At 69.5% G+C, this 20435-nt stretch carries 22 protein-coding genes; 10 read left to right on the top strand and 12 right to left on the bottom strand.

What is annotated here, in order from left to right; translation table 11 throughout:
* Window positions 1–82: 82 nt before the first annotated feature.
* Both rseA and sigE read right to left on the bottom strand, forming a co-directional pair.
* Window positions 83–478, bottom strand: coding sequence for an anti-sigma E factor RseA (gene rseA / locus AC1MEY_RS15110; protein ID WP_480226312.1), 396 nt, complete (start codon window positions 476–478; stop codon window positions 83–85).
* Window positions 479–574: 96 nt separating this feature from the next.
* Window positions 575–1366 carry an RNA polymerase sigma factor SigE gene (gene sigE / locus AC1MEY_RS15115; protein WP_480226313.1) on the bottom strand — a complete coding sequence of 264 codons (792 nt, stop codon included), beginning with the start codon at window positions 1364–1366 and terminating at the stop codon, window positions 575–577.
* Between the two features lie 178 nt (window positions 1367–1544).
* Here sigE and AC1MEY_RS15120 point away from each other — a divergent pair, with 178 nt between their 5' ends.
* The 6 genes from AC1MEY_RS15120 to AC1MEY_RS15145 all read left to right on the top strand — a co-directional run bounded on the left by AC1MEY_RS15120 (window position 1545) and on the right by AC1MEY_RS15145 (window position 7710).
* A complete protein-coding gene (locus tag AC1MEY_RS15120; protein WP_480226314.1) occupies window positions 1545–2204 on the top strand; it encodes an O-methyltransferase in 660 nt (219 codons plus the stop codon).
* A gap of 199 nt (window positions 2205–2403) precedes the next feature.
* Complete coding sequence (locus AC1MEY_RS15125; protein WP_480226315.1) at window positions 2404–3066, top strand: TetR/AcrR family transcriptional regulator; 663 nt, start codon at window positions 2404–2406, stop codon at window positions 3064–3066.
* Window positions 3059–3967, top strand: a complete 909-nt coding sequence (locus AC1MEY_RS15130; protein WP_480226316.1) for an ABC transporter ATP-binding protein — start codon at window positions 3059–3061, stop codon at window positions 3965–3967. The genes AC1MEY_RS15125 and AC1MEY_RS15130 overlap by 8 nt, the downstream gene beginning before the upstream one ends.
* A complete protein-coding gene (locus AC1MEY_RS15135; RefSeq protein ID WP_480226317.1) occupies window positions 3964–5592 on the top strand; it encodes an ABC transporter permease in 1629 nt (542 codons plus the stop codon). Before AC1MEY_RS15130 ends, AC1MEY_RS15135 begins: the two co-directional genes overlap by 4 nt.
* A 10-nt stretch (window positions 5593–5602) precedes the next feature.
* Window positions 5603–6277 (top strand): methyltransferase family protein, encoded by a 675-nt coding sequence (locus AC1MEY_RS15140; protein WP_480226318.1) that lies wholly within the window; start codon window positions 5603–5605, stop codon window positions 6275–6277.
* 74 nt (window positions 6278–6351) lie between these two features.
* Window positions 6352–7710 (top strand): neutral zinc metallopeptidase, encoded by a 1359-nt coding sequence (locus tag AC1MEY_RS15145; RefSeq protein ID WP_480226319.1) that lies wholly within the window; start codon window positions 6352–6354, stop codon window positions 7708–7710.
* A 22-nt stretch (window positions 7711–7732) separates the two neighbouring features.
* Here AC1MEY_RS15145 and AC1MEY_RS15150 read toward each other — a convergent pair whose 3' ends face one another.
* Both AC1MEY_RS15150 and AC1MEY_RS15155 read right to left on the bottom strand, forming a co-directional pair.
* On the bottom strand, window positions 7733–8029 hold the full coding sequence (locus tag AC1MEY_RS15150; RefSeq protein WP_480226320.1) for a hypothetical protein: 297 nt from the start codon (window positions 8027–8029) through the stop codon (window positions 7733–7735).
* Window positions 8030–8058: 29 nt separating this feature from the next.
* The gene (locus AC1MEY_RS15155) at window positions 8059–8217 is read right to left on the bottom strand and encodes a hypothetical protein (RefSeq protein ID WP_480226321.1); all 159 of its coding nucleotides are present in this window, start codon (window positions 8215–8217) and stop codon (window positions 8059–8061) included.
* A 128-nt stretch (window positions 8218–8345) separates the two neighbouring features.
* Here AC1MEY_RS15155 and AC1MEY_RS15160 point away from each other — a divergent pair, with 128 nt between their 5' ends.
* Both AC1MEY_RS15160 and AC1MEY_RS15165 read left to right on the top strand, forming a co-directional pair.
* On the top strand, window positions 8346–11387 hold the full coding sequence (locus tag AC1MEY_RS15160) for an ATP-binding protein (protein WP_480226322.1): 3042 nt from the start codon (window positions 8346–8348) through the stop codon (window positions 11385–11387).
* A gap of 4 nt (window positions 11388–11391) precedes the next feature.
* On the top strand, window positions 11392–11592 hold the full coding sequence (locus tag AC1MEY_RS15165) for a hypothetical protein (protein ID WP_480226323.1): 201 nt from the start codon (window positions 11392–11394) through the stop codon (window positions 11590–11592).
* Window positions 11593–11608: 16 nt separating this feature from the next.
* Here AC1MEY_RS15165 and AC1MEY_RS15170 read toward each other — a convergent pair whose 3' ends face one another.
* The gene (locus tag AC1MEY_RS15170; protein ID WP_480226324.1) at window positions 11609–12052 is read right to left on the bottom strand and encodes a hypothetical protein; all 444 of its coding nucleotides are present in this window, start codon (window positions 12050–12052) and stop codon (window positions 11609–11611) included.
* A gap of 101 nt (window positions 12053–12153) precedes the next feature.
* On the opposite strand from AC1MEY_RS15170, the gene AC1MEY_RS15175 reads away from it, so the two are divergent.
* Window positions 12154–12738: a DUF4126 domain-containing protein gene (locus AC1MEY_RS15175; RefSeq protein ID WP_480226325.1), complete on the top strand. Its 585-nt coding sequence runs from the start codon at window positions 12154–12156 to the stop codon at window positions 12736–12738.
* A gap of 9 nt (window positions 12739–12747) precedes the next feature.
* Here the strand turns inward: AC1MEY_RS15175 and glgC are convergent, their stop codons facing one another.
* Complete coding sequence (glgC, locus tag AC1MEY_RS15180; RefSeq protein WP_480226326.1) at window positions 12748–13962, bottom strand: glucose-1-phosphate adenylyltransferase; 1215 nt, start codon at window positions 13960–13962, stop codon at window positions 12748–12750.
* Window positions 13963–14096: 134 nt separating this feature from the next.
* Here glgC and glgA point away from each other — a divergent pair, with 134 nt between their 5' ends.
* Complete coding sequence (gene glgA, locus AC1MEY_RS15185) at window positions 14097–15269, top strand: glycogen synthase (RefSeq protein WP_480226327.1); 1173 nt, start codon at window positions 14097–14099, stop codon at window positions 15267–15269.
* Window positions 15270–15351: 82 nt separating this feature from the next.
* Here glgA and AC1MEY_RS15190 read toward each other — a convergent pair whose 3' ends face one another.
* The 6 genes from AC1MEY_RS15190 to fadD6 form a co-directional block, all read right to left on the bottom strand.
* On the bottom strand, window positions 15352–15522 hold the full coding sequence (locus tag AC1MEY_RS15190) for a DUF3117 domain-containing protein (RefSeq protein WP_480226328.1): 171 nt from the start codon (window positions 15520–15522) through the stop codon (window positions 15352–15354).
* Between the two features lie 156 nt (window positions 15523–15678).
* Entirely contained in the window at window positions 15679–16308 is a 630-nt protein-coding gene (locus AC1MEY_RS15195) for a DNA-3-methyladenine glycosylase I (RefSeq protein WP_480226329.1), read from the bottom strand.
* Window positions 16305–16685 (bottom strand): DivIVA domain-containing protein, encoded by a 381-nt coding sequence (locus AC1MEY_RS15200; RefSeq protein ID WP_480226330.1) that lies wholly within the window; start codon window positions 16683–16685, stop codon window positions 16305–16307. The genes AC1MEY_RS15195 and AC1MEY_RS15200 overlap by 4 nt, the downstream gene beginning before the upstream one ends.
* A 48-nt stretch (window positions 16686–16733) precedes the next feature.
* Entirely contained in the window at window positions 16734–17675 is a 942-nt protein-coding gene (locus tag AC1MEY_RS15205; protein WP_480226331.1) for a glucosyl-3-phosphoglycerate synthase, read from the bottom strand.
* The gene (gene folP / locus AC1MEY_RS15210; RefSeq protein ID WP_480231504.1) at window positions 17672–18502 is read right to left on the bottom strand and encodes a dihydropteroate synthase; all 831 of its coding nucleotides are present in this window, start codon (window positions 18500–18502) and stop codon (window positions 17672–17674) included. Before folP ends, AC1MEY_RS15205 begins: the two co-directional genes overlap by 4 nt.
* Window positions 18503–18617: 115 nt before the next feature.
* The gene (fadD6, locus tag AC1MEY_RS15215; protein ID WP_480226332.1) at window positions 18618–20429 is read right to left on the bottom strand and encodes a long-chain-acyl-CoA synthetase FadD6; all 1812 of its coding nucleotides are present in this window, start codon (window positions 20427–20429) and stop codon (window positions 18618–18620) included.
* Between the last annotated feature and the right edge of the window lie 6 nt (window positions 20430–20435).

Genomic DNA, 20435 nt, shown 5'->3' on the forward strand with positions numbered 1-20435 from the left:
TAGCGGCGCACGCCAGCCGAACGGCTGACGTGCGCGATTCCTGATCACACCCGGTTCGTTGCCCAAACCGTGAAGTCTCAGCCTACCGGCGTCGGCGACGGTCACGCAGGATGTCGTCGGCGAGCGAGGGGTCGTCGTCGACGGGGGCGGGATGGTGCCGCACGTGGTGCGGGATCTGCGACAACGCACCCAGCAGCGACGTGGGGATCGAGATGGGACAGGACTCCCGAAGCGCCGTCCGCGCCTGCCCCTGCGCGTCGACCGCGGCGGCGCACTCCGGGCACTGCGACATGTGCCCGGCCGCGCGGAGGTGGCCCTTCATGCTCAGTTCGCCGTCGACGTAGGCGGCGATCGCCTCGGTCGACAGGTGCTCGGTGGAGCCGAACTGGCGTGGACCCACCGGACCGGTGCTCTGCGACGCGAACTGCGTGGGAAACCACGAGAACGCTCGACGGAAGACGTGTCCCGGATCGACCATCATCCAGCTCCTCTCCAGTCCTTCGCACGACGCGGTGCGCGCCCCTTCGAATGTAGCGCGACCAGTGGCCCCGGACACCCGGGAGCGCCCGACGGATTACGCGGAACGGGCGTGGTGGCCGGTGTCGGCGTTCGGGTGGGCGGCCAGGTAGTCGCGCAACGCCTGCCGGCCGCGGTGGATGCGGCTGCGGACGGTGCCGAGCTTGACGCCGAGCGTGGCGCCGATCTCCTCGTAGGACAGGCCCTCGATGTCGCACAGGACGACGGCGGCGCGGAACTCCGGCGGCAGCGAGTCGAGCGCGGCCTGCAGGTCCGGACCCAGATGCGAGTCGTGGTAGATCTGCTCGGGGTTCGGGTCGTCGGCCGGCACCCTGTCGTAGTCCTCGGGCAGCGCCTCCATGCGGATGCGGTTGCGACGCCGGACCATGTCGAGGAAGAGGTTGGTCGTGATGCGGTGCAGCCAGCCCTCGAACGTGCCCGGCTGGTAGTTCTGCACCGACCGGAACACCCGGATGAACGTCTCCTGGGTGAGGTCGTCGGCGTCGTGCTGGTTGCCCGACAGGCGGTAGGCCAGGCGGTACACCCGGTCGGCGTGCTGACGGACCAGCTCGTCCCAGGAGGGCATGGCCGCCTGGTCGCCGGTGGCGTCGAAGACGGCGGTGCCCGTCAACTCGTCGGTGGGCTCGACCCAGCCGGCCTGCTCGGCGTCCGAGCCGGCCTCGAGGTGGGCCATGAACACGGGGGACGTGCTTGTGGTGGTCGTCAGATCCTCCAGATCCTTCGTGCGCGCGCCCTTGGACTGCGACGGCGTCATGTCCTCGGAAACCGAGTTCCCGGCGCGATAATTCCCACTGTCCTGCCCGGATTCCGGGGCGGCGCCGCGTGTCATGAGGATTACCGTTCCGCACCCTGTTGAGGTGGACATATGAGCAGACTGAACTTTTCCTGAGAAAGCCGTCTACCCCCGCCCCGAAGTGCACAAACCGGCCGCCGAGTCGGTCATTCCCACGTCGCCGTGCGGGCGTGTCGCCGACTCGCCCCGGACGGTCGACCTCTACGCTGCGGGCATGGCCAGCACCGATGACGGTCAGGTACGGCCGAGTCGCTCCGAGTCCATCCTGACGCACGCAGAACAGTCGATCACCGAGGACTCGATCACCGCCGCCGCGCGGGAGCGGTCCGACGACAGCGGAGCGGGGGCCGTGACACCCGCCGTCGGCGCCCTCCTGAGCGTTCTCGCCAGGCTCGCGCGCGCCAAGGCCGTCGTCGAGGTCGGGACCGGCGCGGGCGTCAGCGGCCTGTGGCTGCTGGCCGGAATGCGCGAGGACGGCGTCCTGACCACCATCGACGTCGAACCCGAGCATCAGCGGCTGGCCAAGCAGGCGTTCACCGAGGCCGGCGTCGGGCCGTCGCGCACCCGCCTGATCGGTGGCCGCGCACAGGAGGTGCTGACCCGCCTCGCCGACGAGTCGTACGACCTCGTCTTCGTCGACGCCGACCCGATCGACCAGCCGCAGTTCGTCGCCGAGGGAGTCCGACTGCTGCGCCCCGGCGGCGCCATCGTCGTGCACCGCGCCGCCCTCGGGGGCCGGGCCGGGGACGCGAACGCCTCCGACAAGGAGGTCGCCGCCGTCCGCGAGGCCGCGCGCCTGATCGCCGAGGACGAACGTCTGACGCCGGTGCTCATCCCGCTCGGCGACGGTCTGCTCGCCGCCGCCCGCGACTGACCCGCCCCCCACTCCCCCCGGGCGAGCCCCTTCCCTTCTTTCGCGAGCCCTCCCCTTCTTTCGCGAGCGTGCGTGTCTGCGGGCGACACGCCGGGTGAGAACCCGAGAATCCGCACGCTCGCCGGTTGACGCACGCCTTCGATCACCGCCTAGCCCAAACTCTTGACGGCCGACTGAACGCGCGTTTAGTCTGTTGAACATGCGTTCAGCGGACGACCTCACGGCGGTGGCCCGCATCCGCGATGCCGCCATCGAACTGTTCGGCCGCGACGGGTTCGCGGTCGGCGTGCGCGCGATCGCGACGGCCGCGGGCGTCAGCCCGGGACTGGTCATCCACCACTTCGGCTCGAAGGACGGTCTGCGCAAGGCGTGCGACGACTTCATCACCGAGACCATCCGCGCCCGCAAGAGCGACGCCATCCAGAGTTCGGACCCGGTGTCCTGGCTGACGCAGGTGTCGGAGATCGACGAGTACGCCCCCTTGATGGCGTACCTCGTCCGCAGCATGCAGAACGGCGGTGACCTGTCGAAGATGCTGTGGCGCAGCATGATCGACAACGTCGAGCAGTACCTCGACGACGGCGTGCGAGCCGGCACCATCCAGCCCAGCGCCGACCCGGCGGCGCGGGCACGGTTCCTGGCGATGGCCGGCGGCGGCGCCTTCCTGCTCTACCTGCAACTGCACGACGACCCGACCGACCTCCGCACCGTCCTACGCGACTACGGCGAGGAGATGGTGCTGCCGGCGCTCGAGGTCTACACGAACGGGCTGATGGCGGATCCGACGATGTACGACGCCTTCCGGCATCAGCGCGAGCAGGGCATCCCGTTCACCTCGGCAGAAGGAGACCAGCATGGGTGACGACACTCGACCCGCCGTCGAGATCACCGGACTGACGAAGGCGTTCGGCCGCGTCGCCGCACTCGACGGCCTGGACCTCACCGTCGCACCCGGTGACGTCGCCGGCTTCCTCGGACCCAACGGGGCCGGCAAGTCGACCACCATCCGGATCCTGCTCGGACTGTTGCGCGCCGACGGTGGCACGGTCCGACTCCTGGGCGGCGACCCGTGGCGCGACGCCGTCGACCTGCATCGCCGGATCGCCTACGTACCGGGCGATGTCACGCTGTGGCCGAACCTCACCGGGATGCAGGCCATCGACTTCCTCGCCTCCCTGCGCGGCGACGGTTCGGTCGACCGGCGCCGGCGCGACGAGCTGATCGATCGCTTCGAACTCGATCCGCACAAGAAGGCGCGCACCTACTCGAAGGGCAATCGGCAGAAGGTCGCGATCGTCGCCGCGTTCTGCACGCGCAGTGAGCTGTTCGTCCTCGACGAGCCGACCTCCGGGCTGGACCCGTTGATGGAACAGGCCTTTCAGCACTGCGTGACCGAGGTGGCGGCGTCGGGCGCCGCGGTACTGCTGTCCAGCCACATCCTCGCCGAGGTCGAACGGCTCTGTGACAGCGTCACGATCGTCCGGGCGGGAAAGACGGTGCGCTCGGGCACGCTGGCCGAGATGCGGCACCTGATGCGCACCACGGTCACCGCACGCCTACGCGGCGACGTCGCCGAACTCGAGCGGCTCGACTACGTCCACGACGTGCGCGTCGACGACGGCGTCGTGACCTTCGCGGTGGACCGAGGGGATCTCGACGAGACGATGGTCAGGATTGCCGGACTCGGCATCGACGAATTGACCGTCGCGCCTGCCTCGTTGGAGGACGTGTTCCTTCGGGAGTACTCGGGATCGGACCGGTGAGCGCCAGCGCGACGGCGACCGTCGCACGGTCCGGTCGCCATGAAGCGCCCACCACCGCATCACCGTGGACGGGCACCGCCCACCTGATCCGCCTGGCACTGCGCCGCGATCGGGTGCGACTGTCGATCTGGGTCGTCGCGTTGACGTCGATGATGGCGTACGCACCGAACGCCATCCGACTGGCGTATCCCGATGAGGCACAACGGCTGTCGCGGGTCAACCTGCTCAAGACCCCCGCCGGGATGATGCTGGGCGGGCCGATGTTCGGTGGCGACGAAGCCGATTTGGGCGCCATGATGGCCAACGAGCTGATGCTGACCCTGATCGTGGCGGCGTCGATCCTCGCGATCCTCACGGTGATCCGCCACACCCGCGCCGAGGAGGAGTCGGGCACCGCCGAGCTGGTCCTCGCGGCGCCCGTCGGCCGGTACGCCCGCACCACCGCCGCACTCAGCCTGGTGGGCGGGGTCAACGTCGTGCTGGCCGTGACGATGACGGCAGCGATGTCCGCCACCGGCTTCGGCGTCGTCGACACCGCCGCGATGAGTCTCGGCATCACCGCTGTGGCCGTGGTGTTCGGTGCGGTCGCGGCGGTGACCGCGCAGCTGTGGCGGCAGGCCCGAACGGCGAGCGGCGCGGCGATGGCGACGCTCGGACTGGCCGCCCTGGTGCGCGGCGTCGGCGACGTCATCGACAACTCGGGAAGCCCCGTCAGCTGGCTCTCCCCCATCGCCTGGGCGCAGCAGATGCGCGCCTTCGTCGACCTCCGGTGGTGGCCGCTGGCGATGCTGATCCTGTTGGCCGTCGCGCTCGTCGCGGCCGCCGCCGCGCTCGAGGGTCGCCGCCAGTACGACGCGGGCACCATCGCGTCGTCCGGTGAACGGCCCGATGCCCGCCCGGTGCGGGGCGTTCTGGGGCTGTACCTGCTGCTGCAGCGGGGACAGACGATCGGCTGGGCGGTGGGCCTGTTCGTGGCCGGGTTGGCGTTCGGGTCGATGACCAAGTCGCTGCTGGACGCTGCCGAGGGCAACGAGCTGCTCGCCCGGGTCCTCGCGGCGCAGGGCAACGACGGCGTCTACACGACGATGACGCAGTTCCTGGCCGCGGCGGCGAGCGTGTACGTCGTCATGGCTGTGCTCAGGGTGCTCGGTGACGAGCGTTCGGGGATCGGCGAGACGGTGCTCGCCGGAGCGGTGTCGCGGTGGCGCTGGCTGCTGTCGGCCGTGGCGTCGGCGGTGCTGGGCGCGGCGGTGCTGATGGTCGTCGCCGGGCTGGGCAACGGGGTGGGGGCCGGCCTGGTGCTCGGCGAGCCGTCGACCGTGCTGCGGCTGACGCTGGCCGGCATGGCCTTCGTCCCCGCACTCGCCGTCGTGGCGGGCGTCGCGGCGCTGGCGGTGTCGGTCAGGCAGGCCTGGATCGCCTGGCTCGCCGTGACGTTCGTGGTGTTGGCGCTGTACCTGGGCGCCCTGCTGCGGCTGCCGCGGTGGCTGATCGATCTGTCGCCGATCGGCCGGACCTCCGCGCCGTCGGACCCGTCGGCGGTCGCCCTCGAGGTGATGGCCGTGGTGGCGGTCGCGATGTCGGCGGCCGCCGGGTGGCTCTACCGGCGTCGCGACGCAGCGTGAGGGGGCCGTCGTGAAGATTGCACTGCAGACGCTGGCGTCGGCCGTCTTCGGCGTCGCGTTCTTCGCGGTCGCACTGTTCGTTCCCGCGGGGACGGTGGCGTATTGGCAGGGCTGGACCTTCATCGCGGTGTTCCTCGTGACGACGATCCTGCCGAGCATCTACCTCGCCGTCCGCGACCCGGCCGCCCTGCAGCGCCGGATGAGGGCGGGCCCGACTGCGGAAACCCGCCCGCTGCAACGGATCGTGATCTCCGCGACCGTGGTGCTGGTGATAGCCGCGCTCGTGGTCTCCGCGTTGGATCACCGGTTCGGCTGGTCGTCGGTGCCGCCGTGGGCGGTCGCGGTCGGTTATGTGCTGGTGGCAGTGGGCCTCCTGCTCGCCCAGTTGGTCGTCGTGCAGAACGGTTACGCCTCCGCGAACATCACCGTCGAGGAGGGACAGCCCCTGGTGTCGACCGGCCTCTACGGCGTGGTGCGCCATCCGATGTACTCGGGCGCCCTGGTGATGATGGTCGGCATGCCGCTCGCCCTCGACTCGCTGTGGGGACTGGGGGTGGTGGCCGCCGCCGTACCCGTCCTCGCGCTGCGCATCGCCGACGAGGAGAAGATGCTGCGCGACGAACTGGCGGGCTACGCCGAGTACGCGACGCGGGTGCGTTCGAGGCTCGTCCCGGGCGTGTGGTGAGGGGGCGGTCGGTTCGCGGGCACCAGAGACGCCGTTTCCAACCGGTTTCCAATCCCCGTCGCTACCTTCCGACCATGATCAAGACGGGTGTGGCAATGTTCGCTGCGGCGGTGTTGGTGGCTGGTTGCGGCGGCCAGGAGACGGCCGTGCCCACGCCGACCGCCGACAAGGCCGGAGCCGGCGACGTCACGATCGAGGGTGACCCGTCGACCCCGGTCAACAAGCTGGCCATCGAGGCGATCACCGACCTTCAGACCTATTGGTCCGAGCAGTTTCCCGCGTTGTACGGTCGTGACTACGAACCCGTCACGGGTGGGCTGTACGCGTCCACCCCGGATTCCGAGATCGGGCCCGACTGCGCGAGCAGCTACGCCGACGTCGCGGGTAACGCGTTCTACTGCAAGATCGACGACTCCGTGGCCTGGGACGCCGACGGTTTGCTACCCGAGTTGCAGTCCAAGTACGGGGACTTCGTCGTTCCGGTGGTACTTGCCCACGAATGGGGCCACGCGATGCAGCAGCGGTCGGGGTTCTTCGACCAGAATCAGCTGACCGTCTCCTCCGAGCTGCAGGCGGACTGCTTCGCGGGTGGTTGGGCCCGGCACGCTCAGGACGACAACGTGTTCGACGTGTCCAGCGCTGATCTCGACCGTGCGCTGGCGGGCATCCTCGACCTGCGGGACACACCCGGGACCAACGCGCAGGACCCCTCTGCCCACGGCAGCGGGTTCGATCGGGTCAGCGCGTTCCAGGACGGCTACGACAACGGCGCGGCGAAGTGCAAGGACTATCGGGACGGTGAACCGATGGTGCTCGAGTTGCCGTTCAACGACGCCGAGGACGAGGCCAACGAAGGCAACGCGCCCTACGACTCCATCGTCAACGGCGTGCCGTACGACCTAGAGGACTACTGGACGCAGGTCTACCCCGAGCTGACCGACGGGCAGGCGTGGTCGCCGCTTCGGGGCCTTGCACCGTTCGAGCCGTCGAGCCCTCCCGAGTGCGGCGGCTCCTCCGCCGAGGGGTACGTCCTGTTCTACTGCGTGCCCGACGACTACGTGGGTTGGGACAACGCGGAGACGATGCCCGAGGTGTACCGGCAGGGCGGCGACTACGCGGTCGCGACACTGCTGGCGACGCAGTTCGGGCTGGCCGCGCTCAGCCGGCTGGGCGACGACTCCGACGAGAAGACGTCCACCCTTCGCGGTGACTGTCTCGCGGGCGCCTACACCGCGAGCGTCATCCTGTTCAACCGCGAGTCCACCAGCAGCTACCACATCTCGCCGGGTGACCTGGACGAGGGAATCAAGGCGCTACTGCTGTTTCGCGGAACCGGGGACGTCGACCGACAGGGCGCAGGGTTCGACCGAACTCGGGCCTTCCGCGAGGGCGTCCTGAACGGGGCCCAGGTGTGCGTCGGCTACGAGGCGTAGTCACCGCGGCCGTGACGGCGCCTCAGGCACCGTAGCCGCGGTGTTCCACCGCCGTGTGCACCAGCAGCCACAGCGGCCATGCCGACGTGGACTCCCCCGGGACGCCAGCATGTCCCAGCCACCGGCGGAGCAGGTGCGCCAGCTCGTGCGGCTCCACCGACCGGACGCGCACGCCGTCCTCGGTCGACGAGAGACGCTGACCATGCGCATCGAAGACGTCGCCGTCGCCACCCACGGCGGCGGACAATGCCTCGTCGGCGCGGTGATGAAAGGTGCACTCCGGCGGCGAGCTGACGATGAACGGGGGCGTGACGTTCATGCGGCCACCCGCGGGTCGCGACGCTGCCGTCATCCGACCGGACCGGACACGACCTTCGAACCGTCCGGCGACGTCCCCGAGATCTTGGTCGCCGACGGCGTCGCACTGCACTCGCCGACGCTGATCGTCAGCAGCATGGTGGTCGCGCCCGAGGCACGTGGTGCGACGCGGTGCGGGGTGGCGGTCATGGCACCGACCGTATCGACGCCGGGTTGGAAGTTCATTGGACGAGACGTGGCCCCGCAAACAAACGCGGTAGCGAGACAGAATGGGCGTCAGGACGGATGATGGTGGGCGGCGATCGGGGAGGAAGCGCGTGGAGTATCGAATTCTGGGCCCGTTGGCGGTTCAGCGTGACGGCCACGACCTGCCCCTCGGCGGCCTACGGCAGCGTGCGGTGCTCGCGGTGCTGCTGCTGGCCGAGGACCGCGTGGTCGAGGTGGATCGGCTCATTGAGCAGGTGTGGGGTGACGGCGCACCAGCGAAACCGCTGGCTTCGTTGCGCGCCTACGTCGCGAACCTTCGCCGCATCCTGGGGGCCGACGCGGTGTTGACGCGGTCCGGCCCCGGATACCGACTCGACACCGCGGCGGACGTCGTCGACGTCCGCGAGTTCGCACGGCTGGTGGCCCACGGCCGCAAGCTGCTCGACGTGGGCGACGCCGCGACGGCGATGTCGTGCCTCGACGAAGCCCTGAACCATTGGCGCGGAACACCATTGGCGGATTTCCGCAGCCTCGACTTTGCGATGCCCGAGGTGCACCGACTCGACACCATGCGCGCCGACGCCGTCGAACTGCGCGTCGCGGCTGCGCTGCGCGTGGGCGTCGACGCCGACCTCATCGCGGACGTCGAGTCCGAGCTGGCAGTCAACCCGTTGCGGGAAAGTCTGTGGGCGCAGCTCATGTTGGCGATGTACCGGTCGGGGCGACGGAGTGACGCATTGCGCGCCTACGAACGGGTCGCCGCCATCCTCGACATGGAATTGGGCGTGCAGCCGGGCGTCGCCCTGCAACGGCTGGCCACCGACATCCGCAACGAGTCCGAGTCGCTGAGATGGCAGCCCACGGCCGCTCCCCAGGGGCGCCCGACCAGCGGCTCGTCCGGCGGCCTGTTCGGACGCTCGTCGGAGTTACGGCGACTTCGCGCAGCGCTGAGCGCCGCCGCCGAACGTCGCGGGGGAATGATCGTGGTGACGGGCGAGAGCGGTATCGGCAAGACGGCGCTGGCGCACTGCGCCGCCGACGTGGCGACCGACATGGGAATGGCAGTGGCGTGGGCGGGCCACGCCTTCGACATCCGGCGCCCGCCGTCCTGGGCCTGGGCGCACTCGCTTCGTGAACTGGGAGCACAGCTTCCGAGTGGAGCCGGTGCACTGCACGCGCCGCTGCCGGACTGGTGGAGTGTCGCCGCAGACGATGCCAACGCCGGGGAGTCCCCCGAGGCGACGGGTTTCACGGCCGTGGAGGCCGTCACGGCCGCGCTGGCGGAACTCGTGTCGAAGCGGCCCGCGCTGATCGTCCTCGACGACCTGCAACGCGCCGACCGCTTCACACACGACGTCCTGGAGCACATCGTCTCGGCCGGACACCGGCTTCCGCTGCTGATCGTCGCGACGTGGCAGGACGGCACCGGTTCCGACCGATCGGCCGGTTCCGCTGCACTCGATCATCTTCGGAGCCGCACCGACGTCGATTTCGTCAAACTTCGAGGACTCGGAACCGAAGCCACCGCGGACCTCATCGCCGACGTGAGCAGCATTCCGCCCCGATCCGAGTTCACCGCCAGCGTTCACGCGCACACCGGCGGAAACCCGTTCTACACCCGGGAACTCGTCCGGCTGCTGATCGACGACCACCGGCTCGAGGAAGCGACCGTCGCCATCGACGGCGACGCCGTACCCGAGGCCGTGTCCGGTGTCATCCGTACGCGCCTCAACGCCCTGCCGGCGCCGAGTCGGGCGGCGCTGTACGCCGGAGCCGTGGCGGGCGCCGAGTTCCTGGTGGCCCGGATGGCGGCGGTCATGGAGTGCCCGATGGACGAGGCGATCGACGCGCTCCTGCCTGCGCAGAACGCCGGCCTGATAGTCGAATCCAGCAGTGCGCCGGCCGCTTTCCGCTTCAGTCACGGATTGGTGCGCGACGCGATAGCCGGCGAGATCACCGGGGTTCAACGAGCACGCCTGCACGCCGCCGTCGCGCGCGCCTACGTCGTCGAATTCGGCGACGTCGCCAGCCAGGATGCGATCGACGGTGCGCACCACGCCTGGCATGCCGGTGCCGAACTGGACACGTCCACGGCGCTGCACCTGCTCGAGCGCGCCCGCACCGACGCGTGGGCACGTTCGGCCTACCGTGACGTGGCAGAACTCGACCGCCGCGCCCTCGACGTCTGCGCTCGTTTGCCCGAGGGGCCTGCGCGATTCGAGACGGAAGTCGACCTACAGCTGCAACTCGCCTCCGTCGAGGCGGTCGTCTCGGGTCAGAGTTCGGCCAAGGTGTTGCAGGAACTTCGCCGGTCGTCGGACACCGGGACCGACGCGATCCAGTCCACTACGTCTGTCGCGATGGGCTGCCTGGAGGCGTGCGGCACCGGTCGATACCACGACGCCGCCGTGCTGTCGGACAGCCTGGTCGACTTCTTCGGCGCCACGGCGGATCCCATCGCCGGTGCTGCGGGTTACTACATCCGGGCGCTCACCGACTTCATGCGCGGTCGCCTCGATAGTGCGCTCGAAGCCGTTGCTGCGCTGCACTCGTCGGTGCCCGCGGTCGACTGGGAACACTACGGCGCACTGGCGTCATTCGAAGTGCTCGCCTACGGCGTCGCCGCGCACGCACACGGTCTCCGCGGCGATGGCGGCCATGCGAGCGCGGCGCTGGCCGCCGGACTGTCGCTCGCGGTGGGGCGACGCGATGCGTTCGGCGCGGCCGTGCTGCGCACGGCCGACGTTCAGCTCGCCGCGATGACGGGCGTGACGGACGGGATGGTGGAGCGTAGCGGGCAGGTCGTCGCCGAGCTGACCGAACTCGGCGTCGATCAGTTCATCGGCGGCGCGCGCATCATCCGGGGCTGGGCGCAGGCGATGGGACCGGACGGCGTCGACACCGTCGACGAGATGGCAGCGGCCCTGGAACTGCACGCTCAGGGCGGACGGCGGATCTTTACGCCGCTGTACCTCGGCCTGCTGTGCGATGCGACTGCCCGGCATCGGAACGTCGAGGATGCGCTGCCCCTGGTGGCTCGGGCCGAGTCGATCGCCACGTCGACCGGTGAGCACGTATGGGACGCTCAGCTCTCGGCGCGACGGCTGGGACTGGCTGCCCGACGACGCGGGACCCGGTCGACCGCATACTGATCACGTGACAGACGACATCACGGACAGGCCGTGCCCCGGTGGTGGCAAGAGCTGGACGGTCGACATCCAGGGTCGACCGGTCTGCCCACGGTGCAGGAGGACGATCGCCACCGTCGCCGGCAAGGGACGAACCGTCCAGAGCACGCCGAAGGTCCCGCGCCACGAGCGGCCCGGCAGGCGCCGCCAGCCGGACGACCGGCGCTAGCCGGCCGCGCCGAGCGTCAGTAGCACTCGCCGGGGTGCACCATGAAGCACTGCGGGCACACGACCTCGACCACGTCGGCGCGCTTGCGTGACGCCACCGGTGACACCAGGGCGTCGCCGTCGAGCGGTTCGAAGCTGACCTCGGCCTTCTTCTCCTTGAGACGGGTCAACCACGACGCCACGTACTCGTGCAGGGCGCCCGTCGTGTCGTAGTTCAGCAGCTCGCGGTATCCGTACGAGTTGGTCAGCACGGTCGACGTCGTGGGCATGGTGCCCTCGAGGATGTGCTTCACGCTGGTCACGAACCGCTTCATGTGCGCCGGCGTCTTCTCGTGGCGCTTCGCCATCTCCTCGGGACCCAGTCCCTCGGCCAGCTCGCGGTACACGTATCCGTGCCGCTTCTGGCTCTTCTGCAGGATCTCTTCGATCTCGGCCCGCAGTTCGGGCGTCAACTCGCTCATCGTCGGTCTCCTGAATGTTCGTCGCCCATGATCTTCATCTTTCCCGACGCGGCGGGCGATACCACAATCGGCATCCCCTCCACGGCGCTCATACTGATCTCGTGGAACTGCTGACCGGGTTCGGGCTGGCGACCGCGGCGGGCCTCAACGCCTACATTCCGCTGCTCGCCCTGGGTCTGCTGGCGCGTTTCACCGATCTCGTCACACTGCCCGCGGGCTGGGCCTGGCTGGAGAACGGCTGGGTGGTGGTGATCGTCGCGGTGCTGCTCGCCGTCGAGGTGGTCGCCGACAAGGTGCCCGCGCTGGACAGCGTCAACGACGTGGTGCAGACGTTGGTGCGGCCGACGGCCGGTGGCATCGTCTTCGGGTCGGGTACCGCGGCGCAGACGCAGGCGGTCACCGATCCGGGCGCGTTCGCCGGCTCCGGGCAGTGGATCCCGGTGGTCCTCGGCATCGCGACGGCGCTCGTGGTGCATCTGACCAAGACCGCGGTGCGACCGGTGGCCAACGCGACCACCGCGGGAGTGGCCGCCCCGGTGCTCAGCACCGTCGAGGACGTCGCCAGCGTGGGCCTGGTGTTCGTCGCGATCCTGCTGCCCGTACTGGTGCTGGTGATCGTCGCCGGGATCGCATGGGGTGCGGTGGCGCTGTTCCGGCGCCGCCGAGGTACCCGCTCGCGATCGTGAGGCGGGCAGTTATATCCAGATGCCCTTGCCGACGGCGACCACGCCGCCGGCACTGATCGAGAACCGCTCGCGGTCCTTCTCGATGTCGACGCCCACCATCTCGCCCGGGCCCACCATGACGTTCTTGTCGAGGATGGCGTGCCGCACGACCGCACCGCGGCCGATCCGCACGCCGGGCATGAGCACGCTGCCCTCGACGATCGCCCCGTCCTCGATCACCACGTTGGACGACAGCACCGAGTTCCGCACCGAGGCGGCCGAGACGATGCTGCCGGCACCGACGACCGACTCCTGCGCGGAGCCGCCGTTGACGAACTTGGCGGGCGCGAGGTTCGCCGACTCGCCCATGATCGGCCAGCGCCGGTTGTACAGGTTGAACACCGGATGCACCGACACCAGATCCATGTGGGCGTCGTAGAACGCGTCGAGGGTTCCGACGTCGCGCCAGTAGCCGTGGTCGCGCTCGGTGGACCCCGGCACCTCGTTGTCGTTGAAGTCGTACACCGAGGCCATCCCGTCGCGTACGAGTCGCGGGATGATGTCGCCGCCCATGTCGTGATCCGAGGTGTCCTCGTCGGCGTCGGCCTTGATGGCGTCGACGAGCACCTTGGTGCTGAAGATGTAATTGCCCATCGACGCGAACGTCTGCTCGGGATCGTCGGGCGTGCCCGGCGGATCGGCGGGCTTCTCGAGGAACTCGCGGATGCGGCCCGACTCGTCGGCGTCGATGACACCGAACGCACTCGCCTCCGCCCGCGGCACCCGAATTCCGGCGACGGTGACGCCTGCGCCGCTGTCGATGTGGAACTGGAGCATCTGCTCCGGGTCCATCCGGTAGATGTGGTCGGCGCCGAACACGACGACGTAGTCGGGGTCCTCGTCGTAGACGAGGTTGAGCGACTGGAGGATCGCGTCGGCGGAGCCGGTGTACCAGCGCGGCCCGAGCCGCTGCTGCGCCGGGACCGGCGTGATGTACTCGCCGGCAAGCCCCGAAAGCCGCCAGTTCTGCGAGATGTGCCGGTCCAGCGAATGCGACTTGTATTGCGTCAGAACGCAGATCTTCAAATACCGCGCGTTGACGAGGTTCGAGAGCACGAAGTCGATGAGCCGGTAGGCGCCGCCGAACGGAACGGCCGGCTTGGCGCGATCCGCGGTCAGGGGGTACAACCGCTTGCCCTCACCGCCGGCCAGGACGATGCCGAGGACGTGTGGGGCTTCCCTCATGCGTCAAACCTATCGGCCCTGCACGACTGCGGCTAGCCATTCGCACTATTGGTGACGGTTCCGACGTGCTGTAGGTCAAGACAATTGGCGCGGGATTGGTGCGGGGAGGTCCCTGGGCCACTACCGTCATGACCATGCGGGTGGCGATGATGACCAGAGAATATCCGCCCGAGGTGTACGGCGGTGCAGGCGTTCACGTGACCGAACTGGTCGCACAGCTGAAACGCCTGTGCGAGGTCGACGTGCACTGCATGGGCCGCGACCGCCCGGGCGTGTCGGTGGCCAAGCCCGACCCCGCCCTCGAGGGCGCCAACGCGGCGCTGTCCACGCTGTCTGCCGACCTCGTGATGGCCAACGCCGCCGCCGGCGCGACCGTCGTGCACTCGCACACCTGGTACACCGGGATGGCTGGCCACCTCGCCGCGCTGCTGCACGGCGTGCCGCACGTGCTGACGGCGCATTCGCTGGAGCCGATGCGCCCGTGGAAGGCCGAGCAGCTCGGTGGCGGCTACCGGGTGTCGTCCTGGGTGGAGCGCACCGCCGTGGAGGCCGCCGACGCCGTGATCGCGGTCAGCTCCGGCATGCGCGCCGACGTGCTGGCCACCTACCCGGCGCTCGACCCGCAGCGCGTGCACGTGGTGCGCAACGGGATCGACACCGACGTCTGGTATCCCGCGCCGCCCGAGCCGGGGACGTCGGTGCTCGCAGAACTCGGCGTCGACACCACCAAGCCGATCGTGGCGTTCGTGGGCCGGATCACCCGGCAGAAGGGTGTCGCACACCTCGTCGCCGCCGCGCACGGATTCGCCCCCGACGTCCAACTCGTGCTGTGCGCGGGCGCACCCGACACCCCGGAGATCGCCGCGGAGGTGCGGACGGCCGTCGAGGAGCTGCAGGCGTCCCGACCGGGCGTGTTCTGGGTGCAGGACATGCGCCCGACGGAGCAGATCCGCGAGATCTTAACGGCGGCAACTGTTTTCGTGTGCCCGTCGGTCTACGAACCGTTGGGCATCGTGAACCTCGAGGCGATGGCGTGTTCGACGGCGGTCGTGGCGTCCGACGTCGGCGGCATCCCGGAGGTGGTGGCGCACGGCGACACCGGCCTGCTGGTGCACTACGACGCCGCCGAGACCACCACCTTCGAGCGCGATCTCGCCGCTGCGGTCAACGAACTCGTCGCCGACCCGGATCGCGCCGCCGGCTTCGGCCGCGCGGGCCGTGAGCGGTGCATCGAGGAGTTCTCCTGGGCGACCATCGCCGAGCAGACCCTGGAGATCTACCGTCTGGTGGCGCCCGACGCGTCCTGACCGTCAGCGACGACGTCGGCGCGACGGGTCGTGATGTTCACGACCGGTCGCGCCGACGGTCACTTCCGCGGGTGACGCGCAGTCAGCCCGCCGTGACGTTCTTGAGTTCCTCGCCCAGCGCGGCGGCTTCCGCGGGGGTCAGTTCGACGACGAGTCGGCCACCACCCTCGAGTGGAACCCGCATCACGATGCCTCGCCCCTCCTTGGTTGCTTCCAGCGGACCGTCACCGGTCCGGGGCTTCATCGCCGCCATCGGAGTTCCCTCCTCGTCTTCCGACCCGTGCTGACGAGTCTGTAGGGGGCCGGGACCGTCCACCCCTCGACAGCTCCCGGCACTGACCTGCATCTGAACTCCATACATTCTTCCCTATTCCGGCCGTTCGGTGTGCAAAGACCCGGTCACGGGCTGCTATCGGTGCGCATCCGACCCTCCTGCGGCGTCCCACCGGACGACGCACGACGCCAGGTGGTCGTCCACCATGCCGGTGGCCTGCATCAGCGCATATGCCGTGGTCGGACCCACGAACTTGAAGCCGCGCCGCTTCAACTCCTTGGCCATCGCGGTCGACTCGGGAGTCACCGCGGGCACGTCGGCCAACGTCTCGGGCCGCGGACGCGGCGGCGGCGCGAACGACCACAGCAGCTCGCCGAGGTCGACCCGCTGAGCGGACAGCTCCGACGCGGCGCGCGCGTTGGCGATGGTGGCCACCACCTTCGCCCGGTTGCGGACGATCCCCTCGTCGGCCATCAGACGGTCGACGTCGCGTTCGGTGAACGACGCGACCGTCTCGACGTCGAAGTCGGCGAACGCCCGCCGGAAGTTCTCCCGCTTGCGCAGGATGATGAGCCACGACAGACCGCTCTGGAAGGCCTCGAGCGACATCCGCTCGAACAGGTCACGCGTGCCGCGCAGCGGGCGGCCCCACTCGGTGTCGTGGTAGCCGCGGTACAGGACCGAATCCGGCGTGTCCCACCGCGGTCCGGAGAAGTCGGCCCATCCGCAGCGGACCAGCCCGTCCTGGCCCGTGGCCGCCGTCACCGCTCGTCGACGGCGTCGAGCCGCTCGTCCACGGCGTCGTCGAGCCGCTCGTGGGCGCCCGGGTGGGGAACGTCGGGGTCGACGATGCCGTGCGCCGCCCGCACCGCGTCGAGCTGCCCGCGGACGAGATCGAGTTCCTGCCCGAGCCGATCGAGCACCCAGTCGACCTCGCTGGCCTTGTAGCCGCGCAGCGTCTGGCTGAACTTCACCACCTCGACGTCCGCACCGGTCACGCCCGAGGCGGGCAGCACCGTGGCCGTGGTCTCGCGCGGCAGCGGGGGCAGTCGCTCACCGCGGCCGAACAGCACGCTGCCCACGCCGAACAGCACGATGGCCACCAGGATGAGGACCACCAGGTACACCAGGATCAGGGTCACGGCATCGATACTGCCTGACCGGTAAGACGCGGAGGCACGACCCCGGTATTACGGACGCAGCGTGTTCATCGGCGGACGGTCGACGAGCGACACCGACGACGTGCGTGCGGTGTAGTCGTCGCCGTCGGCGAAGAACTGCGTCAGGCCGACGCCGGAGTCCGGCACCCCGCAGCGGGTCAGCAACGTGGCGATGACCTGCCGGCTCATGGCGGCGAGTTCGGTCAGCGGCCGGTTGCGGTGGGTGCGGACGCCCAGGTTCACCTGCGCGATGGCATCCATGCCGAGCCGGTCGTAGGTATCGACCAGGAGCCCGATCTCGACGCCGTAGCCCGGCGCGAACGGCACCGAGGTGAGCAGTTCGCGGGTGCCCGCGTACTCACCGCCCAGCGGTTGCAGCAGACAGGTCAGTTCGGGCCGCAGCGCGGCGAGCAGCGGACGCGCGACCAGCTCGGTGACCCGGCCGCCGCCGTTGGCATCCTCGCTGCCACTGACCTTCAGCGGCCTGCGGTAGAAGCCCTTGACGAAGTGCACGCCGTCGGTGGTGAGCAGCGGGCCCAGGAGCTTCGGCACGAACATGGGGTCGGGGTCGATCAGGTCGGAGTCGATGAACGCGATGATGTCGCCGGTCGCGGCGGCCAGCGACCGCCACAGCACCTCGCCCTTGCCAGGCTGCGGCTCGACCTCCGGCAGGGCGGTCTCACGGCTGATCACCCGGGCGCCGGCGGCGACGGCGCGGATCTCCGTCTCGTCGGTGGAACCGGAGTCCAGGACGATCAGCTCGTCGACGAGGCCACCGAGCAGCGGCCGGATGGTCTCCACGACGGACGCGACCGTGTCCTGCTCGTTGAGTGCGGGCAGCACCACCGAGATGGTGCGGCCGCGCTTGGCGGCCTCGAGTTCACCGATGGTCCACAAGGGTCGACTCCAACTGTGATCCGCCATCCAGCGGTGTCCCGCGACGGCGTCGGCTAGTTCTGGTGTCACGCTCATGCCAGTCCCCTTACGGTCCGCGCCGGTGGACGCACGCCCTGGATCGACGCGACCATGTCGAGTACGCGTCGCGTGGGTCCGACCTCGTGCACGCGGAACATCGCAGCGCCCTCGGCCGCGGCGAGCGCGGTTGCGGCGAACGTGCCCTCCAGGCGTTCGGTCAAACCCACGCCCAAAGTCTCCCCGACGAAATCCTTGTTGCTCAGGGCCATCAGGACGGGCCATCCGGTGTTAACAAGATCTTTCACGTGGCGCAACAAAGCGAGCCCGTGGTGGGTGTTCTTGCCGAAGTCGTGGGTCGGATCGATCAGGATCGCGTCCCTGGGGACTCCCGCGGCGACGGCCCTCTCGGCCGCCGAGGTGACCTCCGCGATGACGTCGTCGACGACCCCGCGCTCGGAAATCCCGTAGTTCACCCGGAAGGGTCGGGTGCGGGGAACTGCGCCGCCGGTGTGCGAGCAGACGATGCCCGCCCCGAACCTCGCGGCGACGTCGACGAGGCCGGGATCGGCGCCGCCCCAGGTGTCGTTGATGATGTCGGCGCCCGCCGCGCAGGCCCGATCGGCGACCGTCGCGCGCCAGGTGTCGACGCTGATCAGTTGATCGGGGTAGGCGCCCCGCAGCCACTCGATGAACGGGACGACGCGGGCGATCTCCTCGTCGGCGTCGACGACGACGCCCGGACCCGCCTTGACTCCCCCGACGTCGATCACGTCGGCGCCCTCGGCGATCACGCGGTGCACGGCCTGCATCGCGGCGTCGTCGGTGAAGGTGGCCCCGCGGTCGTAGAACGAGTCCGGCGTGCGGTTGACGATCGCCATGATCATGGCGCGGTCGCCGGCGACGGGTCGGCCACGGAACGTGGAGGGCACGTCCCCAGGCTAGCCGCGGGCGCGGTCGGCGCGGTCGGGAGCGGCGAGCGCCCCCGACCCGGCGGGGACGCTAGTTCTTGGGACGCTTCCCGTCGACGACTTCCTGGGGGTACTCGTCGTAGTACTCGACGTATCCCTCGTCGCGACCGGCCAGCACGTAGATCGGGTCCTCGATCGTGCCGGCGTCCTCGTCGCCCTCGCCGCTGTCACCGCCGTAGCCCTCCTTGCGCAGGTCCACCTTCTGACTCTTGAAGGTGGACGTGTGGGCGAGTTCGGTGGCGACGCGGACGAACAGCGGGATGGCGTAGGGCGGGAGGTGCTCGTAGGCGACCTTGGCCAGCGCCTTGCCGTCGAATTCCTGCCCGTCCTTCAGCTGGATGGCGACCATGCCGGCGCGGCCGCCCGCTCCGGGCACCTCGACGCCGAAGACGGTGGCCTCCTCGACCTGGGAGTCCAGCGACACCGCGGCTTCGACCTCGGTGGTGGCGACGTTCTCGCCCTTCCAGCGGAAGGTGTCACCGAGACGGTCGGTGAACGCGGCGTGCCCGAAGCCCTGCGAGCGCATCAGGTCGCCGGTGTTGAACCAGACGTCGCCGTCCTTGAATGCGTTGCGCACCAACTTCTTCTCGGTGGCGTCCTTGTCGGTGTAGCCGTCGAACGGCTGGAAGCTGCTGACCTTCGACAGCAGCAGACCCGGCGATCCGGTCTTGACCTTGCGCACCCGGCCGGCGTCGTCGCGCAGCGGTTCGCCGGTCTCGCCGTCGTATTCGACGAAGGCGATCGGCGACGGGCAGATGCCGGTGGTCTTGTCGATGTTGAAGACGTTGAGGAACGCGGTGTTTCCCTCGCTGGCGGCGTAGAACTCGCACACCCGCTTGATGCCGAACCGCTTGGTGAAGTCGTCCCAGATGGCCGGGCGCAGACCGTTGCCGGCGATGACGCGGACGCGGTGCTTGCGATCGGTCGGCTTGGGCGGCTGGTTGAGCAGGTAGGTGCAGATCTCGCCGATGTACACGAAAGACGTTGCGTCGTACTTGATCACGTCGTCCCAGAACTTGGACGCCGAGAAGGACTTCCCCAGCGCCAACGTCGCGCCGGCGTTGAGCACCGACGACGTGGCGACCGTGAGCGCGTTGTTGTGATAGAGCGGCAGGCAGCAGTAGAGCGTGTCGTCACTGGTGAGTCGCATGCCGAGCCCGCCGAACCCGGCGAGGGCCCGCAGCCAGCGGTAGTGCGTCATCACGCTGGCCTTCGGCATGCCCGTGGTGCCGGAGGTGAAGATGTAGAACGCCTTGTCCTTGGCGAGCACCGCGGCGGTGGCGGCCGGATTGGCCGTGGGCGCGGTGGTGGCGAGCTGCTGCAGCTCGTCGACGGTCATCAGCCCGTCGGGCTCGGCACCGCACTCGGTGATGGGCTCGATGAGATCGGTCTCGGCGACCACGGCACGCGCGTCGAGCAGTCCGAAGCTGTGGGCGAGCACTTTGCCGCGCTGGTGGTAGTTGAGCATTCCGGCGACCGCGCCGCACTTGACGACGGCCAGCATCAGCAGGACGGAGTGCGGCGAGTTGCGGAGCATGACGCCCACGACGTCGCCGTGCCCGACGCCGCGAGACGCCAGGACCGCGGCGTAGCGGTTGACGGTCTCGTTGGCCTCGCGGTAGGTGATCTGCTCCTCGCCGAAGCGGATGAAGACGTTGTCGCCGTAGCGCGCCGCGCGGTCCTGGAAGACCTTGCCGATCGACGTCTTGGCCGTGGGGCGGGCCAGGAAACCGGTGACGGCCCCGCGGACGATGGCCGGCGTGTCCTTCAGCAGTCCTGGGAGGCGGGGCGCGATGTCGAGCAGGCCGACACTGCTGCGGGTTCCGGAATTCTGGTCGCTCATGGCAGA

It is taken from the genome of Mycobacterium sp. PTI7 (genome assembly GCF_056679845.1).

What these genes read in the sequence shown, in the direction of transcription:
- AC1MEY_RS15130 (WP_480226316.1), top strand. Translation starts at nt 3,059, where the DNA reads ATGGGTGACGACACTCGACCCGCCGTCGAGATCACCGGACTGACGAAG.
- glgC (WP_480226326.1), bottom strand. Translation starts at nt 13,962, where the DNA reads ATGAGGGAAGCCCCACACGTCCTCGGCATCGTCCTGGCCGGCGGTGAG.
- AC1MEY_RS15125 (WP_480226315.1), top strand. Translation starts at nt 2,404, where the DNA reads ATGCGTTCAGCGGACGACCTCACGGCGGTGGCCCGCATCCGCGATGCC.
- glgA (WP_480226327.1), top strand. Translation starts at nt 14,097, where the DNA reads ATGCGGGTGGCGATGATGACCAGAGAATATCCGCCCGAGGTGTACGGC.
- AC1MEY_RS15155 (WP_480226321.1), bottom strand. Translation starts at nt 8,217, where the DNA reads ATGACCGCCACCCCGCACCGCGTCGCACCACGTGCCTCGGGCGCGACC.
- fadD6 (WP_480226332.1), bottom strand. Translation starts at nt 20,429, where the DNA reads ATGAGCGACCAGAATTCCGGAACCCGCAGCAGTGTCGGCCTGCTCGAC.
- AC1MEY_RS15150 (WP_480226320.1), bottom strand. Translation starts at nt 8,029, where the DNA reads ATGAACGTCACGCCCCCGTTCATCGTCAGCTCGCCGCCGGAGTGCACC.
- AC1MEY_RS15120 (WP_480226314.1), top strand. Translation starts at nt 1,545, where the DNA reads ATGGCCAGCACCGATGACGGTCAGGTACGGCCGAGTCGCTCCGAGTCC.
- rseA (WP_480226312.1), bottom strand. Translation starts at nt 478, where the DNA reads ATGGTCGATCCGGGACACGTCTTCCGTCGAGCGTTCTCGTGGTTTCCC.
- sigE (WP_480226313.1), bottom strand. Translation starts at nt 1,366, where the DNA reads ATGACACGCGGCGCCGCCCCGGAATCCGGGCAGGACAGTGGGAATTAT.
- AC1MEY_RS15170 (WP_480226324.1), bottom strand. Translation starts at nt 12,052, where the DNA reads ATGAGCGAGTTGACGCCCGAACTGCGGGCCGAGATCGAAGAGATCCTG.
- AC1MEY_RS15145 (WP_480226319.1), top strand. Translation starts at nt 6,352, where the DNA reads ATGATCAAGACGGGTGTGGCAATGTTCGCTGCGGCGGTGTTGGTGGCT.
- AC1MEY_RS15190 (WP_480226328.1), bottom strand. Translation starts at nt 15,522, where the DNA reads ATGGCGGCGATGAAGCCCCGGACCGGTGACGGTCCGCTGGAAGCAACC.
- folP (WP_480231504.1), bottom strand. Translation starts at nt 18,502, where the DNA reads ATGATCATGGCGATCGTCAACCGCACGCCGGACTCGTTCTACGACCGC.
- AC1MEY_RS15205 (WP_480226331.1), bottom strand. Translation starts at nt 17,675, where the DNA reads ATGAGCGTGACACCAGAACTAGCCGACGCCGTCGCGGGACACCGCTGG.